Source organism: Singulisphaera rosea (genome assembly GCF_054877945.1).
The window spans coordinates 88610-112167 of record NZ_JBTYIP020000034.1 but is presented as its reverse complement, the minus strand read 5'-3'; the positions used below and the strand labels follow the sequence as shown (position 1 = coordinate 112167).

13 protein-coding genes and 1 pseudogene are annotated in these 23558 nt (G+C 64.8%); 6 read left to right on the top strand and 8 right to left on the bottom strand.

What is annotated here, in order from left to right:
• The 3 genes and pseudogenes from ACYOEI_RS35535 to ACYOEI_RS35525 form a co-directional block, all read right to left on the bottom strand.
• Window positions 1-265, bottom strand: a pseudogene (locus tag ACYOEI_RS35535) (ISAzo13 family transposase); the annotation flags it as partial.
• 657 nt (window positions 266-922) lie between these two features.
• Window positions 923-2032, bottom strand: a complete 1110-nt coding sequence (locus ACYOEI_RS35530) for a DUF1559 family PulG-like putative transporter (protein ID WP_462855041.1) — start codon at window positions 2030-2032, stop codon at window positions 923-925.
• 161 nt (window positions 2033-2193) lie between these two features.
• A complete protein-coding gene (locus tag ACYOEI_RS35525) occupies window positions 2194-2400 on the bottom strand; it encodes a hypothetical protein (RefSeq protein ID WP_462855039.1) in 207 nt (68 codons plus the stop codon).
• Between the two features lie 1194 nt (window positions 2401-3594).
• Between ACYOEI_RS35525 and ACYOEI_RS35520 the strand changes: the two genes are divergently transcribed.
• Together ACYOEI_RS35520 and ftsH are read left to right on the top strand one after the other, a co-directional pair.
• The gene (locus ACYOEI_RS35520; protein WP_462855037.1) at window positions 3595-5529 is read left to right on the top strand and encodes an ATP-binding protein; all 1935 of its coding nucleotides are present in this window, start codon (window positions 3595-3597) and stop codon (window positions 5527-5529) included.
• A gap of 132 nt (window positions 5530-5661) precedes the next feature.
• Window positions 5662-7548: an ATP-dependent zinc metalloprotease FtsH gene (gene ftsH, locus ACYOEI_RS35515; protein ID WP_462855036.1), complete on the top strand. Its 1887-nt coding sequence runs from the start codon at window positions 5662-5664 to the stop codon at window positions 7546-7548.
• 101 nt (window positions 7549-7649) lie between these two features.
• On the opposite strand, the gene ACYOEI_RS35510 is transcribed toward ftsH, so the two are convergent.
• The 4 genes from ACYOEI_RS35510 to ACYOEI_RS35495 form a co-directional block, all read right to left on the bottom strand.
• On the bottom strand, window positions 7650-9422 hold the full coding sequence (locus tag ACYOEI_RS35510; RefSeq protein WP_462855034.1) for an ABC transporter permease subunit: 1773 nt from the start codon (window positions 9420-9422) through the stop codon (window positions 7650-7652).
• The gene (locus ACYOEI_RS35505; protein WP_462855033.1) at window positions 9419-10225 is read right to left on the bottom strand and encodes a hypothetical protein; all 807 of its coding nucleotides are present in this window, start codon (window positions 10223-10225) and stop codon (window positions 9419-9421) included. The genes ACYOEI_RS35510 and ACYOEI_RS35505 overlap by 4 nt, the downstream gene beginning before the upstream one ends.
• Window positions 10226-10361: 136 nt before the next feature.
• Window positions 10362-11198, bottom strand: a complete 837-nt coding sequence (locus ACYOEI_RS35500) for a hypothetical protein (RefSeq protein ID WP_462855032.1) — start codon at window positions 11196-11198, stop codon at window positions 10362-10364.
• Between the two features lie 561 nt (window positions 11199-11759).
• Window positions 11760-13466: a formylglycine-generating enzyme family protein gene (locus tag ACYOEI_RS35495; RefSeq protein WP_462855031.1), complete on the bottom strand. Its 1707-nt coding sequence runs from the start codon at window positions 13464-13466 to the stop codon at window positions 11760-11762.
• A 181-nt stretch (window positions 13467-13647) separates the two neighbouring features.
• Here ACYOEI_RS35495 and ACYOEI_RS35490 point away from each other — a divergent pair, with 181 nt between their 5' ends.
• The 4 genes from ACYOEI_RS35490 (at window position 13648) to ACYOEI_RS35475 (ending at window position 21439) form a co-directional block, all read left to right on the top strand.
• Window positions 13648-15723 carry a vWA domain-containing protein gene (locus tag ACYOEI_RS35490; protein ID WP_462855029.1) on the top strand — a complete coding sequence of 692 codons (2076 nt, stop codon included), beginning with the start codon at window positions 13648-13650 and terminating at the stop codon, window positions 15721-15723.
• 100 nt (window positions 15724-15823) lie between these two features.
• Window positions 15824-19060: a GAP1-M domain-containing protein gene (locus ACYOEI_RS35485; RefSeq protein ID WP_462855027.1), complete on the top strand. Its 3237-nt coding sequence runs from the start codon at window positions 15824-15826 to the stop codon at window positions 19058-19060.
• Window positions 19061-19175: 115 nt separating this feature from the next.
• Complete coding sequence (locus tag ACYOEI_RS35480) at window positions 19176-20162, top strand: ROK family protein (protein WP_462855026.1); 987 nt, start codon at window positions 19176-19178, stop codon at window positions 20160-20162.
• Window positions 20163-21136: 974 nt separating this feature from the next.
• Complete coding sequence (locus ACYOEI_RS35475; RefSeq protein WP_462855024.1) at window positions 21137-21439, top strand: hypothetical protein; 303 nt, start codon at window positions 21137-21139, stop codon at window positions 21437-21439.
• Here the strand turns inward: ACYOEI_RS35475 and ACYOEI_RS35470 are convergent.
• Entirely contained in the window at window positions 21436-23466 is a 2031-nt protein-coding gene (locus ACYOEI_RS35470; RefSeq protein ID WP_462855022.1) for an ATP-binding protein, read from the bottom strand. The two genes, ACYOEI_RS35475 and ACYOEI_RS35470, sit on opposite strands and share 4 nt — an antisense overlap.
• Between the last annotated feature and the right edge of the window lie 92 nt (window positions 23467-23558).

Below are 23558 nucleotides of genomic sequence, written 5' to 3'. Positions count from 1 at the left end.
CCTCGGCATGGCCCCGCTCGATCAGGGCCCGACGCACCTCGGCGGCCGACAGGTTCGTGTACCGTCGTGAGGACTTGAGCTCGGGATCGGCGTAGGACTGGGGCTCGACGATCGCGCGGATGTCGTCTGCCAGTTTCGGATCCTTGTCCTCGCTCCGCCGTTGGCCTCGGGCGGAGAAGTTCTCCAGGCAGCGCACCCCTTGCCGGGATTCCTGCATCCCTTTCTCAACCGTCTCGCGACCCCGACCGAAACGCCGTTCGGCCACCCGGGCGCTTCCGCCACATCATTCCCTAGTGACTTCGGCCTGGAACAGGCGTCGTTGATAGCCAGTCAGTCGTCGTGCCCTCGAGCGAATCAAGGCATCGACTTGGTCCGAAGTGCCTTCCATCGAAGGTGAACCTCCAGGCCGCGAAAACACAAAGATCGTCGAGACGGCCCTTGCCGTTCCTTATTGAAGCCTAATCTAATGATCGGGTAGATTTCCAGTCACCTGTCGCCTTAACGCGGAGGGTTCCCGGCGGATAGCCAATCAATCCGCTTCTGCCTTGGAACAGACCCGTTACCACGTTGCGGCTTGCGTGAACATGATGTCTACAGTTGAGTTTTAAACATTGTTTATTTAGTGTTTATTGAACTTGATTATGGGATTCTTGTAGGGTGGGCACTGCCCGCCAGCATTCCGGGAGGCCCAATAGGCGTCACCAGCCCTCGAATTGCAGGCGGAGCGCGTTGATGAATTTCGTGCCCTCGATCGTCACCGGGAAAGATCGGTGGGCAATGCCCTTCCTACGGGATGACTTCTGGGCTGGGTACGTCGTGTGACCTCATGCCGTCCTTCGAATGCAGAACGGCGGGATCGCAATGATCCCGCCGCTCTGGTTTCCCGTCTTCAAACGATGGCCGGCACAAGGCGATTCTCGACTCAGAACGCATCCGCGCTGATGACCTCGCCACCGTTCCTGGTGGACAGGGCTTGGTAGACCGCGGGGGGCGTCGTGCAGCCCAAGGAGTAGTTGTTGCCGTCGAATGTGAACCCAATCGGGTAGTTGCCATTGGGGCCGAGCGGCCAGGTGGCGATCGTGTCCTTGAGGAATTTCACCGAGCCATCGGCGAAGGAATGGTTGGCCCCGCCGGGATGGAAGCTGTTCGCCGACCCCGCGATGATCGGGACGCCCACGTAGGAGTTCTGGAAGATCGTCTGGAGGCCATCGGTTTCTGAAGACCCGACGTTGGGCAGCCGCTTCTGGGCGTTGATGCCGTAGGCCGTGCAGAAGGTGCCCGACTCGCCGGCGGTCCATCCGCACCACGACCAGAGGCCATAGCCACTCTGGAGATCCGGAGGCAACATCCCGACGGCCGTCTCGCTGAAGGCGATGGTGTTGCTGGACCCATCGGTGATGTCGGCGACGGTGGTCGAACTCCAGTAGCCGTAGATCCCGTTGCAATTCGCCTTCGCCGCGGCCTGGCCGGAGGTGAAGCCGTTCGGGGGATTCTGGCCGAGGTCGTTGTTCGGGAACGTCCCCATGCAGGCGCGATAGCTGCCGTGCGCCGGGGAGATGCCGAACATGATGTAGAGGCCCGGGATACCGGCGTTCGAATGCGTCGGGGTGGCGGTCGCCGCGGCGCCGTCGCTCGGGCAAATGTAGGTGCCGATGCTCGATACGACGATCGTGAAATTGGGACCGTCGTAGACGGCAACGCTGAAATTATAGGCGTTGTTGAAGCCGTTCTGTTCCATGTAGGGGAGCATGTCGACCATCACGCTCTGGCTGCCCAGGGGCGCATAGACCACGCCGGGGGACTGGTACATTCCCATCGCGAAGCATCGGTTGGCGCTTTCGTAGTTGGCGGCAGCCAGCCCGAGCTGTTTCAAATTGTTGACACACTGGGCGCGACGGGCCGCCTCACGGGCCGCCTGGACGGCCGGGAGGAGCAAAGCGATCAGGACGGCGATGATGGCGATGACGACAAGCAACTCGATGAGGGTGAAGCCGCTTCGACGAGGCCGGAATCGCTTGGGCTGGTTCAACATGCAATGACACCTCGGTTGGGAGCAATCAGACGTGTCGATCAAGACGGAACGACTTGGGGTCGGGCGGGGCATACCCAGCAGGGATAACGAAGAAGGAGGGGACTCGATCCCGCGGGATGCCAGTCGTGAGGCCGGGAAACCGTCGGGATGTCGACTCGAGCTCAGTTGGTGATCGGCTTGAGCTTGGTCACCCCCTTCCCCTTCTTCTTGAGCGTCTTCATCGCTTCGCGTTGCAACGCCTCTTGATCCACGAAGCCCGAAGGACTCGCTGCGGGGCTGCTCGCCGTCGTCGAGGATCCGCAACCGATCAGCGACACGAGCATCGAGGCCATCAGTGCCGCCAGGACGGATCCGCGAAAAGTTCTCATCACTCTCTCTCCATCACTCGACAAAATTGCCATCCTCACCCCTGAAGGCGGAGGTTTTCCGAATGTAACGTTTCGTGAATAGGGTTAGTCTTGTCATGTCATAAAGACATGAATGCGTACATGTAAGGGCCCCAGGTTCCGCGACCGCGGAAATGAGAAGCAGCCAGACGCTCGGTGCGCCAACGACTCCCTGTCGACCGCGGCTGAAGCCCAGGTCGTCACTTCATGTATTTGATAGAATATCGATCGGTACGCGAGTAAGGCGATTCTCTCGGTATGCTCAGGGCCACAGCGTGAGGTGAAGTCGCCGGCCGGAAGGTTGCGGAGAGGAGGACCGGCCGATTTGTCCCAGGAATTTCCTCACGAACGGTCGCTTCGATCGTCGCGTGGGGCGAGGGGCCGGGTCGCGGAGAGAGGGGACCGGCCGATCAATCCTGGAGACTCTTCCGATGACTTAGGGGGGATCCTCACTATTACTGAATCCGGATACTCGCGCCATTTCAGGACAAGGTTTTTTCCCGATTTCCGATCCCTTCACGCCACGCCTTTCCATGATCGTTTCGAATCACGTATCCGACCAAGGGGCGGCCTATGACTACAATTTATGAATTTGTGTTGATGTCCTGAAGAAATTCGCGGCTTTTGGAAGGATCTTCGCTCGAGCCGTGCGAGGAGCCCGGAGGAGGCAACTTGCATTGATATTCCCTGCCGCGTTGATATCTCCCCTACAGCATGATACACGGTCGAGTCAAGATCGCCGGAGGTGATCTGGAGAGTCCTCATCATCCTGGCATGGATGGGTTTCCTTGCACGACGCCATCGCTCGGCGGGTCGAGAAACCAATCCGCGAAGGACGCGAATGAGAGGGACATCGCTCGCTGGCACGACGTCACTTATTTAAGCAGGCGTGAGAGGATGGAAGATTGGATTGAGGCCTCCCTCACGCGAGATACCAACAGTCCCGGATACGGGAAAGCTCGAATCCCAGGTGGTGTCTTGAGCTCGGATGTTGGAGGGTCCTCGGACACTTGTACGGTGGCCATGACTTCCCGATCGGGCCCCGGGCGATGTCCGTCTGGTTGTAGGGGGCGGGATCGGTTATGTTGACGGTCCACATCCGGGTGTTGACGGCGGTTGGATGGATTACGTAACGCTGTCCGCGCCCAACGCGGCGTCGAAGGGGGGGTGGACCCCGTGTCGTACCGCAGTTTCAAACATTTGCTGGGCGAAACCAGCCTCGAGCGGAAGTGCCGCTTTATCTTCGGGGGCGGCATCCTCCTGCTCGTGACGTCCAGCTTTTACTGGTACGGCCGGGAGACCGAGAAGCTGGTCATCGGGCAGACGACGCAAGCGGCACGGATGCTCGTCAACCCGACCGTGATGAATCTCCACTACAAGAAATCCTTCGGGAGTCAGTCGTTCGAGTCCGTGATCGACGGGCTCTGGAGCGAGCTGAAAGTGCTCGACGGGCTGGAGAACTACTCGTCGAGGGTGTTCAACCCCTATAAATCCGTCGACCGTGAAAAGGCCTCGGCCCCGGACGACTTCGAGCAGCAGGCCATCGCGCGTTGGCTCCGGTCGTCGAACTCGGAAGAGGCATTCCGCAAGGCCGGGAAGCCGAGCAACCCCTATACGTTCGGTGACGGGACCCCGATGTGGGACTGGCGGATCGTCCCGGGTAAGAAAGAATTCCAGTACGTTCAGGCCGTGGTGTTCAAACCCGGCTGCCTGCTCCCCTGCCACGGAAAAGGGCCCGGAGAGATCGACGGCGACGCCGCAAGAGTCGGCGACTTCAACATCGAGAACCTCGACAACCACATGATGCGGCCGACCGAGGCCGGCACGAAGTTCGTCGCGGTCAACCCGGGCGACCTGGCCGGGGTGGTCTCGATCCGGCTCCCCCTCAAGCAGACGAATCAGGCGATCAACAGCAACCGCGCGATCCTCATCACGGCGGCCCTGGTCACCGCGATCTTGGCGATGGTGGCCTCCTACGTCATCGTTCGGTACGTGATCGTCAAGCCCGTGAAACACCTCCGAGACGTCTCCGACGCAATCGCCGCGGGTCGGCTGAACGTCCGGAGCCAGATCCAGACAGGTGACGAGTTCGAAGAGCTCTCCCACGCCTTCAACCGGATGCTCCACAGCCTCGTCGCGATGCAGCAGGAGCTCCGGGATGTCAACTCCGACCTCGACCGCAAGATCGACGAGCTCGCCCAGGCGAACATGGCGCTCTTCGAGATGAACCGGCTCAAGAGCGACTTCCTGGCGACGATGAGCCACGAGCTGCGGACCCCGCTGAACTCGATCATCGGGTTTTCCGAAGTCCTCGCGGGGAGCGACCAGATCAACGAGCGGCAGAGGCGATACGCGACCAACATCCAGACCTCGGGCAAGATGCTCCTGGTGATGATCAACGACATCCTCGACCTCGCCAAGATCGAGAGCGGGAAGATGGAGGTCCGCACCGAGGACTTCTCGATCCGAGACGTCTGCGAGGCGCTCACCAGCCTGGCCCGGCCGATCGCCGAGCGGAAGGATATCGACCTCGAGTGCCGGCTCGACGACGCGATCCCCCTCATGCGGCAAGACTCGGGGAAGATCCGCCAGATCCTCTACAACCTGCTGTCGAACGCGATCAAATTCACCCCGGAAGGGGGCCGCGTCTCGGTCACCGCCCGCACCGAGGGGAAATTCGTGGTGATCGACGTGGTCGACACGGGGATCGGGATCGCCGAGGAAGATCGGGACAAGATCTTCGAGAAGTTCCGGCAGGCCGGCGGCCCGGGGCAGGGGGACAGCGTCCTGACCCGCGAGCACCAGGGGACCGGCCTCGGACTGTCGATCGTCCGCGAGCTCACGAAGCTTTTGGGCGGCGACGTGCACCTCGAGAGCCGGCTGGGGCAGGGGAGCACGTTCACGGTTCGGCTCCCGATGCAGCTCCCGGGTAACCGGAAATTCGAGGTCAACCTGTCCGACGAGCGCATCGACCTGTCCAAGGCCCGGCGCGTCGAGCCTCGAGGCCATTTCCCCCACCTCTCGATCCCCGCACCCGACGCAGGCCCCGGCACTCCTCGCGCGGGGGGTAATCTGGGCGAAATACTCCGTGGGCCCGGAAGAATTCATTGACGACGCCGAAACAAAACACTACACTTTCATCACTTTCCATTTGCCCGCCTTGGTTGGCAATGATCTGAGGGACAGTGTCGTCCCGAACCGTGATGCGCAACGTAGGCGGCACCCCACACGGATGATCCCGGTATGGATCCAAAGCCTTCGCGCCCGCGCGGCCTGCGTCGTCGTATCCTCTCCTGGCTCCTGATCTCCGGCTCTCTCCTCGCGATCCCCGTGGCGTTTTCTGCGTTGAACGCCCAGTCGGTCCCCGAGCTGCGCTATGGGCAGTTCAAGAAGAAGCTCGTCGCCCACGAGATCAAGTCGGTGAAGGTGGGACCGGCCTGGATTTCCGGAGAGTTGAACAAGACGCGTCCGGACGGCCAGTCCTTCCGGTTTCGCACGTCGAGGCTGGGGATGGAGGCCGACCCGGAGCTGATCTCGCTGCTGGAGAAGCACATCCCGAACAGCAACTACGAAGCCGAGTCCGGCCCCTCGCCGTTGCAGACGGTGATGTTCCCGGCGGTCCTCCTGGCACTCGTGGTGATCACGTTCTGGGTCGTCTCGCAGCGCCCGGGGGGCATCGGTTCGGCGATGGCGTTTGCCAAGAGCCGGCCCAAGGTGTACTCGAAGGATGAGCGCCGGGTCACGTTCGATGACGTTGCGGGCAACGACGAGGCCGTCGCCGAACTCAGCGAAGTGGTCGAGTTCCTCAGGACGCCCGAGAAGTACCACGCGATCGGCGGTCGGATCCCGAAGGGGGTGCTGCTCGCCGGCCCCCCGGGCACGGGCAAGACCCTCCTGGCGAAGGCGGTCGCGGGCGAGGCCGGCGTCCCGTTCTTCTCCCTCTCCGGGTCCGACTTCGTCGAGATGTTCGTCGGCGTGGGCGCCGCCAGGGTCCGCAGCCTGTTCCAGCAGGCCGATGCGAAGGCCCCCTGCCTGATTTTCATCGATGAGCTCGACGCCCTCGGCAAGGCGAGGGGGACCGGCGGGCCCGGCAACCACGACGAGCGCGACCAGACGTTGAACCAGCTCCTCGTCCAGATGGACGGCTTCGATTCCAACCGCGGGATCATCCTCATCGCCGCGACCAACCGGCCCGAGACGCTCGACCCCGCGCTCGTCCGCCCCGGGCGGTTCGATCGCCAGGTCGTCGTCGACCGGCCCGATATTTTGGGACGCGAACATATCCTCAAGGTTCACGTCAAGACCGTGCCCCTGGAGGAGGAGATCAACCTCCGACAGATCGCGGCGATGACCTCCGGCTTCGTCGGGGCCGACCTGGCGAACTTGGTCAACGAGGCCGCCCTGCTGGCCGCGCGCAAGGGGAAGTCGAAGGTCGGGTCGGCCGAGTTCCACGAAGGGGTCGAGCGGGTCATCGCCGGCCCCGAGAAGCGTCAACGTGTGCTCATCCACGAGGAACGCTTGCGGATCGCCTACCACGAAGCGGGCCACGCGATCGTCTCACGCAGCCTGCCGCAGACCGACCCGGTCCACAAGGTGACCATCCTCGGCCGAGGGAGTGCCGCGCTCGGGTACACGATGTACCGGCCGGATGACGACCGATTCCTCCATACCCGGACCTGCCTCGACAGCACGATTTGCACTCTCCTGGGCGGGACCATCGCCGAGGAAATCGTCTACGGCGAAGTCTCGGACGGCGCCACCAGCGACCTCCAGCGAGCGACTCAGATTGCTCGGAAGATGGTCACCGACTTCGGCATGAGCCCCAAGATCGGCCGGGTGAGCTACCAGACCGACGGCCGCAGCCCGTTCCTCCACGGCGGCGGAGGCTCGAACGACTATGCCTGCAGCCAGCAGACCGCTCGAGAAATCGACCTCGAGGTGCGGCGGATCCTCGACGAGTCGCTCCACGCCTCCACCCGGATCCTCACCGACCGCCGCGAGGCCCTCGAGGAAGTCACCCGGACGTTGATGGAACGCGAGTCAATCGATGCCGTCGAGCTTCAGGAAATCCTCGACCGACACCCTTACGAGATCCGCCCCGTCGCGAACTTCCGGGCGAGCGTGAACTGACCTGCCGATGGTCGCCTGGCCTCGCTTTGGAGACAGGGTGACCACACGATCCCCCGGATTGGCCATTCGTCGCTCCGCCGAAGATCGAGGTCGGTTCGGCCTCACTCCGGGTTTCCACGACCCGGCTCGGTGCCTGTGGACGCTAGACCATGGCGCGGCGAGTTCGGCCGATGATCGGCCGGGCTCCCGTGAAGGAATCGCTCGGCGGCCACCGCCATCTCGTCGGAAGATCGCCGGCCGGCGAGTTGATCGAAGAGGATCTGGGTGTAGGCGAACAAGGAGGCCGTGAGGCCGCAATAGACGGCGGCCAGACCCAGGCTCCAGATGATCTGCTGGAACGACTTCGACGAGACGATCGCGACGAGAATCGCCGGCAAGTCCCCCGCACTTGTCGCGAGGAAGATCATGAGCGCCCCCATCGCATAAAGGATCCCGACCAGGAATCGGGTGGCGAACTGGGCGATCAGCCAGATCCCGATGGTGACCGCCATGGCTTTCGTGGCCGTGGCGTTCGCGAGGGAAGAACGCAGGCCGGCGATCGCCATGAACGTCGAGACCACGAAGACCTCGATGGTCCAGACGACGGCCTGCCAGTAGGGGATGGCATCTGCGATGGCCGCGATCCACCACGCGACGATCGCCGCGACGAAGAGTTGGCGAAGCGCGTAGAGCGAGCCCCAAAGCTTCGCTCGGAGGATCTCCTTTGCTTCAAGCGGACTGGTGAGGATGGCGTCCCAGGTTCCCCGCTCCCGCTCGGACGCAATCGTCACCGCGGCGCGGAGGCCGACGCCCCACTCGATCAACCAGATGATGAAGACTCCGGTTGCGCCGACGATACTCTGCAAGTAGGCGTTCGCACTAACGTATGCGGTCCCCTGTCCCCCTCGAACGACCTCCCACAACATGATGGCACCCAGGAGGAGGCTGCCCCCACCCAGTAGCCATGCCAGGAGTACGCCGATCCACCGGCCGATCCCACCGAGCGTCGCGACTCGATCGACGTACAACTCCTTCCAGAGCATCGGCCGGGAGTCGTCGATCGGCCTGACCTTCCTCCGACGCGCGAATTTTCTCCCCGAACGGTTGCCGTCCAACTCCCCGAGGCACGAAGGCGCGAGTCGCCACGAGGCGATGGACACACCCGCGAGCCCGACCGACAACCAGAGCGCCGCCGAGATCGCCACCGGGACGATTTCTTCGTCCCAGACGAGGCTCGACACGGCCAGGAAAGGGTTGAGATTCGCGATCGCAGCGAGATAAGGGAGGGACTGGCCTCGCGTCGCTAGGGAGGGGACGATGAGGAGGATCAGGTCGATGAAGTAGACGGACAGGAGGGCGTCGCGACCCCGTCGAGAGACCGCCGAGACGGCGGCGGCGATACCACCGCCTCCGAAGGCCACGGCCGCGGGGAAGAGCAAGAGGGCCGTCAGGACGTCGAGGTTCATTCCCGCCAAGGCCGCAAGCAGCACGACCGCGGGCACACCCGCCAGCAGCAGCATCGCGACCTGGGTCAGCTTCCCGACAAGTCGTGCGGCCACAATCTCGCGAGAGGTCACGTGGGTCGTGAGAAGCAGTCCGAGGGCCCCACGCTCCTTGTCCCCGGCGAGCGAGCCGGCCAGGACGGCCGGCGCGAGGACGAGCGCGACCGTGAGCATCATCCCCTCGACGATCGTTAGCCCCATCCGGAAGGCGGCGTAAGGCTGATACAAGGGGTTCAGCCGCTGGAACGTCCAGGCCACCCAGAAGACGACGAGCGCCACGCCGAGGATCCCGATCGCCGCGAGGGTCCGGACCAGGATCAGCCATCCTCTTGCGACCCCTCTCCGACATTCGATGCCGGCGAGCGGCCCGAGGACCATCGCCGCGAGGTTCACGTCATTTCCCCCAGGTCAAGGACCTTCGACCGGCTCGGGCAGGCTTCGATCGCACCGGGACGGGTCAGCAGCCAGATCATGATCGCGGGATAGATGACGCCGAAGACCATTGTCCCTACGGCCGAGGCCGTGCCCATGACCGAATAGACTCTCGCGAGACTCTCCTGGAAGTTCGCGGGAAGGGCGGGGCCACCGGTCCCTTGTTGCTGTTTGACGATCGTGTCGTGGGCGAGTTTCGCCATGCCCACAGAGACCACGGGGACTACTTCGACGATCACGAATCCATAAAGAAGGACCAGGCGGATGATTTTGATCGCGGCGACCCATACGCCGAGTTTCAACCCCCAACGCCTGGACATCACCAGGCCGATCCCCGAGGCCAACATCAGGAGGTTGAGCACGAATGCCGAAATCAGGTCGACCCACGAGTAGAACTTGACCTTGGGATGGTCCATCCCGAGCTGTTTCAAGTCGAACTGCGCGGGTAGTTCCGGCTTGGGACGCGCCTCGATCTCGCGGCGCTTGGCCTCGATCGCCGCCTTCTCCTCGTCGGTCTTCGCCGCCTTCGCTTCGACGTCGACGGCTTCCAGGTCGGCTTTCTTGATCGAGGCGTGCTTGGCCTCGAGATTCTTCGTCGTGGCGTCCATGACCCGCGACATGGTCGGCAGCAGGATAACCACATAGGCCGTCGTGCAGAGACCGCAGATCAGTAAGCCCGAGGCGAAGACGATATTCAGGATGCCGATCGTTCTCGGGATCCTCGAATTCGGGGCAATCGGCATGGGAGAGGCTACCGGGTCCATCGCGATCGGGTCTCCATTGAGGACTTCCGTCGATTGTCGGACTGTTGCAGAGGGATTCGCCGGGTCATCGGAAACCTTGCGATGTTCATCGAAGGAATCCATGAATCTCAGCCAACCGGACGCGTCCGAGACGAGATTATTCCGCCTCTTCCTCCGGTTCGACCTCCGACGCCAGCTCACAGGCCAGTCGGGCACCCGGGCGAGTCAGGATGATCAACGAGATGGAGGGATAGACGGCCCCGAAGGCGAGGAGCCCGACCGCGTAGAAGTGCCCCATGAATCGGAACACAGGCCGGAGGTCGTCGGGAGTGAACTGGGCCTTGAGCGGGACGTCTCCGGCATTCGTGCCGTCCTTCGCGGCCTTGATCGCGATGGCGACCTTGGCGAAGTCGGTCGAGAGCATCGACGCCAGGATCCTCGACGTCGGGGGTACCACGCAAACGAAGAGGAACAGGGTCAAGAGGACCAGTCGCAGGATCTTCAACCGGGCGACCCAGAGACCCATGGCCCGCGCCCAGGACTTCAATTGGACCAGGCCGAGGCCCGACGCCAACATCAGGAGATTCAGGATCGGCGCGGTGACGACGTCGGCCCAGAGGTAATAGGGGAGCCAGAACAGGTCGCGGTTGATCGCCTTAACGTCCAACTGGTCGACAATCTTGGTCCGATTCGCTTCCCAGGCCATCCGTTCCTGCTTCAGCCTCGCCTTGTCCCGGGCGTCGGTCGCCTTCTTCTCCTGATCGGCCAGGATGCCGATCAACTGACCTCGGTATTGTTCATACACGAGTTGTGTCATCTCGGTTTCGTATGTGAACGGCTTGAAGTCCGCGAGGATCGGCGCGATCGGGTGCAGGCACCCGAGCCCGCACAAGAAGAGGGCGCCTCCGAACACGAGGTTGAGCATGCCGATCGTCTTGACGAGCTCGGCACGCGGTTTGACTGGGGGTTCAAGGCTTTGGGGTTCGCGATCCATGGATGGTCCTTGGATGACGGGAAGGCGGTCGCGCCCGATCATCGTCCTGTCCCGGGTGACCTCGAATTCCGGGACATCAGCCGAACAGGGTGAAAAACGAAGGAACGTCGTCTCGAGTCTGATTTCTTGCGCCCGACATATCGAGAACAGCGACACCTCGAGGGGCGATTCGAGAGATCGTGAAACCGGGGACCGCCATTCGTCTTGAGGAACGTCGCTCCTGCGTATGGGGGCGTATAGCTGCGTATTGCTTCCATTCGCTCCCGTTCACGACAAACGCCAGGTCCGGCTCCGGCTCTCACGAGCTCCAGAGGATCGGGTCGAGTCTAGTGAGTTGAGTCTAGCACTGCCCCTGGACGGATTAAACCTGGCCCGGAACCAACATACGGTCCCCCTAGCGGCTCCCATGTAACCCAAGCTGCTTCGATTAATTCGCGACGCTCAAAATCCGAAGGAGGCTCACTCGGTGGTGTTTTCCGCTTGTCTCTAGGGGGACTCGAATAGGCCGTGCCGGGCGGTTCGCCGGGAAAGGTCTTGGTACCCTGGATCGTGCCCTCAATCTCATGGAGACTCCAGACGGGGATCGAGATAAGCGACGTTGCTTACGATCCGGGGGTCGCTCGGGGTCGAGGATGCGCCCCCAAGGCTCAAGGCCACCGAAATTCGTTTGTCTGGGGAAGACCCGGAAGGAGAGGACCGAGCCAGGTCGACGGCCACCATTACCTGTCCGGATCGGTCCGGTCGGGGCTCAAGAAGCCGGTGGGCCTCGTGGCCTCCCCCTGGCAGATAGATGTTGACCCACCACTCGGAGCCGTCGACGGGCAAAGGGTTGGCCCAGCGGACCTCGACCGGGATCCGTGAGATCTTCCGGCCCAGCGAGCTTGAGCGTCGCACGGGCCCGACGATCCCGCCCAACTGGGCGAGATGACCCGGTGCGACGGTCGGCGAGACGATGCGATCTTCCACGGCCGCGAGGAACCAGTAGGGCCCGAGTCGTCGGCCTGCCGCCCGTCGCAAGGCGGGGTCGGAGGCGGTTCCAGTCAGAGTCGCGGTGGCCCGATCGGGGTCGAAGGCCACGTCGATCGTGCCGAATCGCACTTCGCTCCGCAGGGCCCGGCGGAGGATCTCCGTGCCGGCTATGGCTTCCAGGGTGAACGCGGGGCGCACGCCCACGTAGGGATCAGGTCCCGTCTCGTCAGCCTCGGCGACGGAATCCTCGGGCAGTGGAGAGGCCGGCTCGGTGCGGAAGTGACCTCCCAGTCGAAGGAATCCCCCTCCAGGCCCGACGGCCCACTCGGCGACGTTGCCGAAGGTATGGGCGAGACCCCAGGGATTGGCCCGGAAGCCCGGGCGAGACGTTGCGAGAGTCGATGCCGTCGACTCTCCCTCAAGGCCCGGCTCAGGGCCGAGGAAGTTCGCCCCGGCGGGATTGCTCGGGGCTTCCCCCCACCAGAAGTTCGAGGCCCGGCCCGCCCGTGCCGCCCGCAACCATTCGTCTCGGGTCGGCAGTCGATAGACGATCCCGGCGCGGTCGGCGCGACTCAACGCTTCAAGGTAAGACTGGGCCTTCCTCGGCGAGAGTCCAAGGCCCGGCTGCGCGGGCTCCTCGAGGCTGAACTCGTCGGAACGGCCGGCCCTCGGGTCATAGTCGGGGAGACGGAGGACAACCTGGGCGTTACTCGCTTCGGTGCTCGCAATGAAGAAACCGGGCACCCCGGCTGTTGTCGGGACGCGGGCATAGCGGAAGTCGTCGGGACCCGGTCGAGGCAATAATCGCGCGCCGCCCGGAGGTCCTGAGAGTGGAGATCCCCATCCGAACGGGCCCCGATCGATCCCCGGTCCCCCCGGTTGCGGGCGCGGAAAGTCGTCGATCGTCGCGACGAGCGTGTTGCTCACCTCGGCGTTCGAGTCGGCGTCGATCACGCAGACGGACACTGTGACGTTGGCCGGCGGGAGGTTCTGGACGCTCGAGGCCTTCACGAGCGCGAGGATCTCGCGGCTTCCGACTTGATTGGCCGACAACGGCTGGTTATCGGTCGAACCCCCTGGAGCCTTGACACGGACGGCGAATCGTCCGGTGACATTGCGTTGCCAGACGACGTGCGCCAGCAGGTCGAAGTAGTCCTGACCATATCCTCGCTGGGAGCCCAACGTCGCGACCCCTTCCCAGCCGATCAAGCGGACCTTGTCGGCCCCTTGCGCCCCTCGGGAGAGTCCCGCCAGCGTGCAGCCCAACCCGACGATCAGCGCCATCCGACCACGCGACATGGTGAGAATCCCGGAAGTCTTCGATCGAGGATCCGAGGACCGGGCGGACCGAGGCCGTTCGCCTTCGCGACCCTCGGTCGAGTCGGTGCGTCCTTCGGTTGCCCGCAACATCCTGGCCAGCGTACCATATGGGAATGGTCATCGCCTCGATCGAGACGTCCTTTCGAAATCAGAAACCTTGATGCCCCCGCTCTATCGCATGCCAGTGTTCTACCTGGCCGTCCTGCTGATCGGCGGCGTGGTGGAGGTTCGTCATTGGTTGAGGTCCTCGAGCGTGACTTCAGCCCAGCCGGACGTGGCCTCGGTCGCGTCTCCCGTCTCGGAACCTTGGGTTGCGGCCCCCGTCGACGCGCCCGAACCTTCAAGGAGACCGGTCGAGAATGACGGGATCCTGAGGACCCCGGATGGGCTCCGGCGAAAGGTCCTGGTCAAGGACCTGGACGTCGTCTGTCGCGACGAGCCTGTCGGCGGATCGGCGGTCGGTCCTCCGCTCGACTATTTCGCCATCCGGTTTGTCTACGGCGAGTCTTCCCCGGATACCCCGACGACGGTCCGGATCGGCCCCAGGGGAGGTCCTCCCCAGGGTTGGATCCCTCGGGATTCCGTCCTGGAGTGGGATACTCGCTTGATGGCCAGGCCGACCCCGAGGGAGGGTCGGCCGCCGATCGTGGTTTTTGCGGAAGAACCTTGCCTCATCGATTCTCTCGGCGGTCGCACGTGCTCGAGACATCCGGCAGGCTGCCCTACCGAAGGCGAGGAGGGGGCGTCGGCGTCGGCCTCCTCAAGCCTGGGGATGCCGATCCTCCGCTCCCGAGAAGTCCAGCCCTCGAGCGGCCCGGCCCGTACGGTCTTCGAGGTGGCGAGCCTGGTCCGAGACCAGGCGCCCCGGAGGCTCCCGGCTGCCCCGACCGCGGATCTCCTGCCGCTCCTGCGCCGAGTCGAAGTCGCGTTCGCGATCGACACGACAGCGTCCATGCAGGACACGATCGACTCGGCTCGACGGCTCGCCGAGCAACTCGTCACCGACGCGTCGACGAGACATCGCGATGTCACCTTGCGACTTGGCCTTGTCGAGTATCGGGACAAGTCCCCGGCCTTCGGGTTCACACGTAGGATCGTCACGCATTTCACCGAGCCCTCGCGGTTCCTCGCGGCGCTCGCGACCCTCTCGGTGGCCAAGAAAGGCGACGGGTCGATCGAAGAGTCGGTCTATGACGGAATCGATGCAGTCTTGCCCTCGGCCTCGGGCGAGCGTGGCGGGACGTCGCACCTGGACTGGTCCACCGGCCGGCCGGGCGAATTGGCCACGAAGCTTCTCGTCCTCCTCGGTGACGCACCGGACCATGACCGAGACCTCGAGCATGCCCGGGCGCTCGCCACTCGCGCGAAGGAGGCGGGGATCACCATCGCTGCGATCACGCTCGACCGGTCGGGCGCCCTCTCGAGAGATGAACAGGCTCGCTATCGGTCGCAATGGAAGGAACTCTCCGGCGGCTCGTTCCTGCCGCTCGACAAGCGGAGCGGTTTCAAGGAGCGAGTCGCCCCGGTGTTCTCGACCTTGAAGGACGCGGGTCAGCTCGTCCCGCTGCTCCAGGTGATCATCGACGATCGGATCGAGCGCGCCCGAGGCCTCGCCGCGCTGGCGTCGGCAGAGGCCGAGGGGAGGCTCTCGGATTACGTCAACAGCCAGGGCTTGACGCTCGACCGGGTCGCGCCCGTCCTCGTCGACCTGCACCGGGGCGAGTCCGCCGAGACGTCGAGGCCCGACCCACGATTCAACGGCAGGAAGGCACCGTCGGTCCGCAAAGGATGGATCGCGGAGACGGTCGGCGAGAAACCCCAGGTGTCGGTCGAGATCCTCATGTCCCGCGACGAGCTCGGATCGTTGATCGGGGAGCTGAGTCAGCTCCAGCAGGCGACGCAAGGGACGGCACGGGAGATCGGCGACCTCCTGCGGATCGGCAATGCTGCCATGACCGGGGAGTCGGGTTTTCTGGCGGCCGACCGAGGGGCGGGGACTTTCGCCGACCACCTCCGCCAGCGTCGGGAGTTCCCGCCGGCCCGGGCCGATAGTCTATTCCGGAGGACGCAGACCGACCTGCTGCGATCCGACGAGCTCTATAGGGCCGCCCTCGACGCCCGTCTCGGGGCGAGCCTGGCGGAGCTACTCCGGCTCCGTGGCTCTCCGGATTGGGACGACCCGACACGCACGATCGAGGGGATGGCCCTGGTCCCTTATCGTTTGTTTGATTATTGATTCGATTGCGAAGCCCTGGCCCCGAGTGACTTGATCTCCGAGAGTGGTCCGAGTCGACCGGGATCGGCGACGAGGCCGAAGGGTTGAGGCCCGGCCCCCCATGAAGCAGATCTATTACACCCAGTGCCCGATCGGCTACGGCCTGGGAGCCAGCAACGGCTTCCAGATCAAACGCCTCAGCCCGGGATACCCGATCTCCGGCGACTTCCGCCACCTGGGCCTACGCGCCTTCGTGGGCGGGAGCCGGGTGATGGCGCCTCCTACCTTGCGGTATCGGCGAGGCGAGGACGGCATGGCGGAGGTTGCCTCGCTCGTCCCCAGGAGCCACGAGTACGAGACCGAGCGTGGACTCTGGGGTCGCCCCGGGGGGCAGTTCGCCCACGGCTTGAGACTCGAGGAAGGCGAGCTCGATGCGATCGAGGGTTGGCCGGCCGGGTTGTTCGGGCAGGCCTTCTGGACGACGTCCGACCCGGTCCCGAGCCGAGGGCAGCCTCCCGAGCCGCTGGAGCTCTGCAACGACCAATTGAGCGGGCCTCCCAACTTCGAGACGGCCTCGAGCCTGGCACGAGGCTGGGGTGTCGAGGGCCTCGCCGCTCTCCTCTCGGCGCTAGCTCGGGCGGTGAGAGACAACCGCACGCTCTTTCTGATCGACGCCCCCGAAAGCCTTGCCGATCGCATCGCGCTTTTGACCCTCGCACTACCGCCCCCCTGGCGGAAGGCGGTCACCTTCTCGACCTATCACGACCGACCCGAAGAACTCCCCGGATATCGGATCCAGGGGACGATCCCCGCGGCTCGGCCAAATCGGATGGCGCTCCTCTCCCTGGGGATCGTCGCCGACCTCGCCTCGGGGGGCACTGTCGAGCCCGCGAACCCGACCGCACGCTGGGCCTCGATCCTGGCCGGCTGGCTCGTTCGGGGTTCGGGCGTCGACCGCGAGGCCTGGAGAGCGACCGATCGGCGTGCCAGGGTCGGGGCCTCGAAATCGGCGCCGGAGGTCTACTGGGGCGATGATTGGCTGGACACGCTTTACGCATTCGACGGCTCGGTCCGCCAACCCGTGACGATCCCGACGTCTCCTCCGCTTTGGACGGGGCTCTCCGAGGTCATCCATTGGGGAGCCTTGTCCGGGCTGGTCGGCGAGCTCGTCGAGGCGAGGGGGCCGGAGTGGTGGGGTGGCGTGGCATGTGAGGGGGTCGAGGCCTGGGCGGCCTTGGTGGCCCATGTCGCGTTGCCGGTCGCGTGGCGAGGTGAGGGGATTCCCCGGCGCTGGGGAGTGGCCCTGGCCAATTGGGTTCGCATCGGCAACGAGGCGGATCGGACGCGCTTGCTCTCGGCCTCGCTTCGGGCCGCCCACCCTGAAGCCCGCCCAGGATTCGTCCGAGCCCTGCTCGGTTCGCTCGACGAACCGACCGCTCGGTCGACCCTGGCCTGGTTCAAGGCGGGGGAAACGCTCGACGAGGCGTCTCTCCTGCCGTTGGAAGTCCCGGGCGCGATCGCCGACGCGATCGAGCGTCGGGACGGTCGGGCCTTTGCGGGGATCGTGGTCAGGTCCATCGCGCTGAGCGGGGCACTGCCCGCGGTGCTCGACGCCCTCGCCGCGGAGGTCGCCGCCCGTGACCTTGCCGTCGATCGTCTCGCGGAACCGCTCGGCAAAGCCCTCGAGGGCGCCGACATCCCGGCCGTCTCCGCGTTCCTTCGCTGGGCGTTGCGACGCGAGGACGCCCGAGACTGGGCCGGTGGCTATCTCAGAAGGACCCTGGCCGACGCCTCGAATGAGGAAATTTGGCGGACCCTCCACCGCCTCGTCCCGAACTCGCTCGCCGCAAACTGGGCCACGGTCGTGCTTGGAGTGTCGCGAGACGACGAGGCGCTTCGCGAGGCCTTCCGTTGGGGGGTCGAGAATGTCCTGCTGACCCTCCCCGAGGCCGGCCGACCGCACGACCCGACCTGGCCCGGCGCCTACCTCGATCGCATGCCCTCGGGCCTGGGGCTGATCAAGCGGATGTTCACGAAAGAATATCGCAGCCTCGGGATGAAACCCTGGCTCGACGGCGCCCTCTCCCGGGGCGAGTTGACGGCCGAGCACGCGGAGCGGCTCGCCGGGTGCGAGCGGTTCGCACGGGCACTTCGCTCGGGAGATGCCCGGGCGCTCCTGAAGGTCAAGCTCCCCGACATCCCCCCTGAAGAGCGAGGGACCCTGCTCCGCCAGATCCTCGGGCGGGTGGATGACGACCGGGACGACACTTTCCATCTCGCCCTGGATACCTGCCGGGACGCCTGGCCGGGCGCGTTTCGCCCAGGTGCGCCGGGTTTGCTCGGGATCGCCCGGGCCTTGAGCGACGCGATCTCCATGCACAGGGCGGACCCTCGCGCCTGGATCGATCGACTGACACAGATACTCGGTCGCCTCGGTCTCGAGGATCGCGCCGACGGTCGATTCGCACCCCATGGGCTTGCCTCCGAGATCCTTGCCGAGACGACTCGCCATGAGGGGGAAGGATTCGACCCCTGGGTGCTGCGGCAGGCACTCCTGAGGCACGACTCGGCGTGGAGGATCTTGGCCGCGGATATTCGGCGAGAACTTCAAGGTGGGACAACACCGGAGCGCCTCGCCGCGGTTCAACGATGGGACGAGCGACTTGATAAAGGCGTCCACACCGCGAGGTTCTTCGAGTTTGCGCTGAACGGCTGCGACGGCGCGACGCTCTCGGCCGCGATCTCGTCCCAGGCAGCGTCCCTCCGATCACTCCCGCCACTCTCCTGGTGGCGTTGGAGGGAGCAGACCGACGCCCGCGATGATCTGCGTGACGCCTTCTGCCGACTGGCCCCGATCCGGCCGCTGCCGAAGGCCGTCTTGCCGATTCTCGACGCGTGGCTGCGGCCAACGCGGGGAGGAAAGCCAACATCGTCGAGTACCGGCGGAGGAGCCGCCTCCGACTCGCCGCTCTCGGCACGCGGCCTGCTTCGCTGGCGCTGCCTGGAAGCGCTCTCGGAATTCCATGGGCCGGGGCGTGAGACGGGGGCTTGCTGGAACCAGATCGACTCCTGGAGGGGTTTTTTGCCAATGGGCGAGCTCGACGTCGGCGATCGCTATGCATTCGCAGCCTGGCTGATCCACCGGCTCGACGAGTTCGACCTCTTCCAGGTCTCTCGCCTGGCGAAATGGCTGTTCGACTGCGGCATCAACGAACCCGAACGACTGGCCCGATGGTCGGAGGATCTGGGCGACGCGGGGGCAGCGACCGGCTCGATGCAGCTCGATCGGGCGGCCCTCGGCGGGGAGCTGCGGGTCGAGCTAAAAAACGTGATCAGGGATTCTCGGGCGAAGCGGTAAAATCGCGGGAGCTCGATTCCCCCGGTGCCGCTCGATCGGGTAAGATCTCCGAGCATCAAGGGATAGGCGAGGCCATGTCGGCGTCGGCGATTCGTTTCCTTGGGAGCGGCAAGGCATGGCAGTGCACGGGGCCGGTCCCCCCGTGGTCGGTATCGACCTCGGTGGTACGAAGGTTTTGGCGGGCATCGTCGGCGCGGATCATCGGATCCTCGGCCGAGGGAAGCGTACGACCCCAGCCAAAGAAGGCGCGGACGCCATCCTGAGGACGATCGTCGAATGCGTCGACGACGCCCTGAAGGACGCCCGTCTGACTCGCGAGGACATCGCCGCGGCCGGAGTCGGCTCGCCGGGACCTCTGGACCCTTCGACGGGCGTCATCCTCTTCAGCTCGAACCTCAACATCCGCAACTTCCCGCTCGGCCCGAAGCTTGCGGCCGAGCTCGGTCGCCCCGTTCTGGTCCAGAACGATGTCCGCGTCGGCGGCTACGGCGAATTCCGCCTGGGCGCGGGACAGGGATACCAGAACCTCATCGCCGCGTTCGTCGGCACCGGCATCGGCGGCTGCCTGATCGTCGACGGCAAGGTCGTCCCCGGAGCTACCGGGAACGCCGGTGAAATCGGCCACATCGTCTTGAAGGCCGGCGGCCCGAAATGCGGCTGTGGGGCCCGGGGCTGCATGGAGGCGTTGGCAAGCAAGACCGCGATCGCACGGCGAATCTCCAAGTCGGTCCGCAAGGGTGTTCCCACCATCCTCGGCGAGAAGCTCGCCAAGAAATCCGGCCGTCTCAAGAGCGGCGAGCTCGCCGCCGCCGTCGCCGCCTCCGACCCGGTTGCTCTGGAAGAAGTCCACCGCGCGGCCCACTTCCTCGGCCTCGGTCTCGGCGGCCTCATGAACGTCTTCGGCCCCGAGATGATCATCATCGGCGGCGGCGTGACGGAGGCCCTCGGCGACCCGTTCGTCGACCTCATCCGGACCTCGGCCCGACAGCAATGCCTCTCGGATCCGGATCACAAGATCCAGATCGTGAGGGCCAAACTCGGGGACGACTCCGGCGTCTCAGGCGCCGCACTGCTCGCCCGCGAGAAGTTCCTCGAGGGCTGAAGCGGTCGCTACTCGCGTGGGAGAAAAGCGGGTTCCCAGCTCTCGGCGGCTCCAGCGGCCCGGATGCGTCGGAATGGACGCCTTGCGCCTGACCTCATCTTCCTGGACATCGCCGGACGAGGCGTCGCAGAGCTCGGACCTGTTTCCGCTCCCAAGCTCGCCTCAGATGTGCGATGCGCCGTATGCCGGGCCACACCCCGGGACGGCTTGAATTTGATTTCGAGATCGACCTTGGCTTCCCGACTTCGACTGCTCCAGGGAGTCTGATCGATCGCGAAACCTGTCCAGAAAAGGAGCTGGCCTCGCAGAGGCCAGCGGCGGATCGACCCAATCCCATCTTCGATGACGGCAAACGGTTCGCATTTTCGAGAATGTGTCGAACCGTTGACATGGCCATCTTCGGCCATGTGAGGTCTCGCCGTTCCCGACGTGCCACTCCCGCACTCAGCGAACGATACGCGGCCGGATGATGCGAACTCAGGAGTGAATCCATCGCACGCGATCCTTGTCGCGTGAGCTCCCACATCTTCACCGATTGAACGAGAATTCGCGCCTGAAACCGGCTCGGACCGCGAGCCTCGGATTCATGGTCCGTGTCTCGATCTCTCGTCTGGATCTTGTCTTGCGGAGGGGATCGCCGATGGCGGTTTTCGCGAGGGGAGGGGTTGCGCGGATGACCTCGGTGATCGCGTCTCAATCCAATGATCTGTTGTTGTGTGGATCATTCGCTCCGATCGCTCGGTCATATCCCTGTTGTCGGAATAATCCAAAGAATCGTCACAATTGACACATTTTTTCTGCGTTTTCCCGGCGATGATGCCTTGGTCCACCTTTTGCAGTAAAATTGAGTGACCTGCAAGTTACCAGGAGTCCGTCGGATGATCCCTTTCGGGGGGCTCCGCCGATGGAGTGGAAACCGCCGTCCCGCGTCGTGGCTCGAGGTGGCTTCACGTTTTCATCACGGGTAACTCGTCATGAAAAAAGGCCGACGGAACCGCCAGCACGCCAAGTTCGCCCGCCTTCGCCGACACCTGGAAATCAGCCTGGATACGCTCCGGCCGCGTCGGATTCGCACCCGATCGGCGCGATACGCCGCGGCGCTCGGAGAGCAGCTCGGCCTCATCACGCGGCCGAAATGCTGTTCCTGGTGTCGTCGGCGACTCAGGCTCGAACGTCACCATTGGAATTATGACGAACCTTTGAATGTCACCTATCTGTGCGTCGATTGCCATGCGATCGCCGACACGATGGTCGTCGCGGCGGCGGGGATTGCCTAGATTTTGGGCAAACCGGGCTCGGGTTTCGACGTCGTGAGGTTCATTTCCGGATCCGTCGTCGGAGGCTTCGGCGGCGGATTCAAGGGTAGGTGGACGTGGAAGCTCGTCCCCTGGCCGGGGGTGGAGTGCCAGCGCAACTCGCCCCCGGACTGGGAGACGAATCGGGCCGCGCGGGGTAGGCCGAGTCCCAGGCCTCGGCCCGCCTGTCGGCCGCAATAGAATGGGTCGAACAGGCGCTGACCTTCGGCCGCGGTGATCCCTCGACCACTGTCCTCGACCTTCCATCGAAGCGCCTCGGATCCTCCCGAGGTGGAGACCTGGACCGTGCCCCCTTTCGGAGTCGACTCCAGGGCGTTGCGGATGAGCACGTCGGCGAGCTGTCGCAGGCCGTCCGGGTCGGCCCAGACCCTGGGGCCGGTCGCGAGGTCGTCGCTCAGGAGCCGAACCCCTCGTGTTTCTGCATCCGACTTGTAATCACGTAAGCAGGCTCGCATGACCTCGTCGGGCTGGCAGAACCGCGGCCGAGGTTCGGGGGTTCGTGCCACGTACATGAGGTCGCGGAGGATCCGGTGCGCCCTCTGGGCCTGGGTGAGGATTGCGCGGAGCGACCGGATGTCGGCCGGATCGGTTTCCTTGGTGATGAGGAGTTGGGCCCGACCGACGATCACTGCCAGGGGATTGTTCAGCTCATGGCCCGCGCCTGCGGCGAATTCGGCGAGGGCCTCGAGCTTCGACTCGCGAAGGCGAGGCTCGTCATCCGCGACTCGCCGGCGAGCGACCCCCAAGGCCATGTCGAGGCGACCATCGAGCCGTGCTCGGTCGGCCACGAGGGCGGCCCAGGCCTGCCAGGCCGGGAGGACTCCGTCGAGTGCCTCGGTCGACCACGGACGTTCCGTGTCCTTCCAGAGGTGGACCTCGGCGCAGAGTCGACCGTGAGACGACAGCTTCACGACCCGTTCGGGAGCCCGGCTCGGGGATGTTTGCTTCCCATTTGAGGCTGCTTCCGCAGGCTCGCGGTCATTCCAGACGACCCGAGCCGTGGCGACTCCGGGCGTCGCGCACAAGGCCAGCCCCGCCCGTTCCGCCCAACTCGCCGGATCTTCAGAGGGATCGGAGTCGGCCATCGCGCGGATCAAACTGTCGCTCGTGAGCCGCTCCGAACGGAGTCGGAGCAACTCGCGATGGAGCCGCGCGTTCGTCCGGGAGAGTCGCTCTTCATGGCGCGAGGCGTCCGGCTCGATGAACGGGGACGCGCAACGGACCTGGACTTCGGCGATCAGGAGGCAGAGCCGAGGGTCCGACCCGGCCGGTTCGCGATTCTCGAGCGAGCCGAGCGACCAAGGCGTTCGCGCCGACCAGGTGTAGGCCGTCTGGACCAGCGCCAATCGCCGAGGGTCGGAGGCGAGCTCATTGAGGCCTCCTGCGCGATCGGCGTGGAGCCAGGCGGCGTCATCCACGAGCGGGTCGCATCCCCAACGCTCGGCAAGCGTACGGCCGATGGTCCCCAACTCGGCCCCGAGAGATCGGCTTTCGAAGGCTCGCCGACGAGCGGGGTCGGTCTCTCCCAACCATCGGGACAACCACTCCGGTTCGAGCGACGCGACGGCCCAGAGTCCCAGCGAGTGGAGCAGGCCGGCACGCGCGACTCGATTGGGGTCGTCGTCGCCGACTTCACGGGCGAATCGACGCGACGCCTGGGCGACGGCGACGGAGTGTCTCCAGAGTTGGTCCAGCGCCTCCGAGGCCGTTGTCGACGCCTCGGGCCACCAGGGTCGCTCCTCGACCAGGCGCAGTGGGTCGAGGGAGGCCCCCCAACGGGACTGTGCCAGCATCCACCCCGGGTCGATTTCGGCGATCGCCTGGAATTTGGGCGAGTCGGACCGGTCGTCGGCTGGACTCACCGGGTCGTCCGTCACCGAGGCCAGGAGGTGGCGTACAGTGGACGGGCGCAGGGGCAAGCCGTCCAACCGCTCGAGCCTGCGGCGGAGGCCTTCCTGGGCAGCACGTTGAGGCTGGGGAACAGGCACCGATCCGGGCTCCTTCCCGTCGGTGAAGTACCGAGTCTCGAATCGCTCGAGGCTCGACTGACGCCACCCCCCATCCCTGACGGGTGAACCGG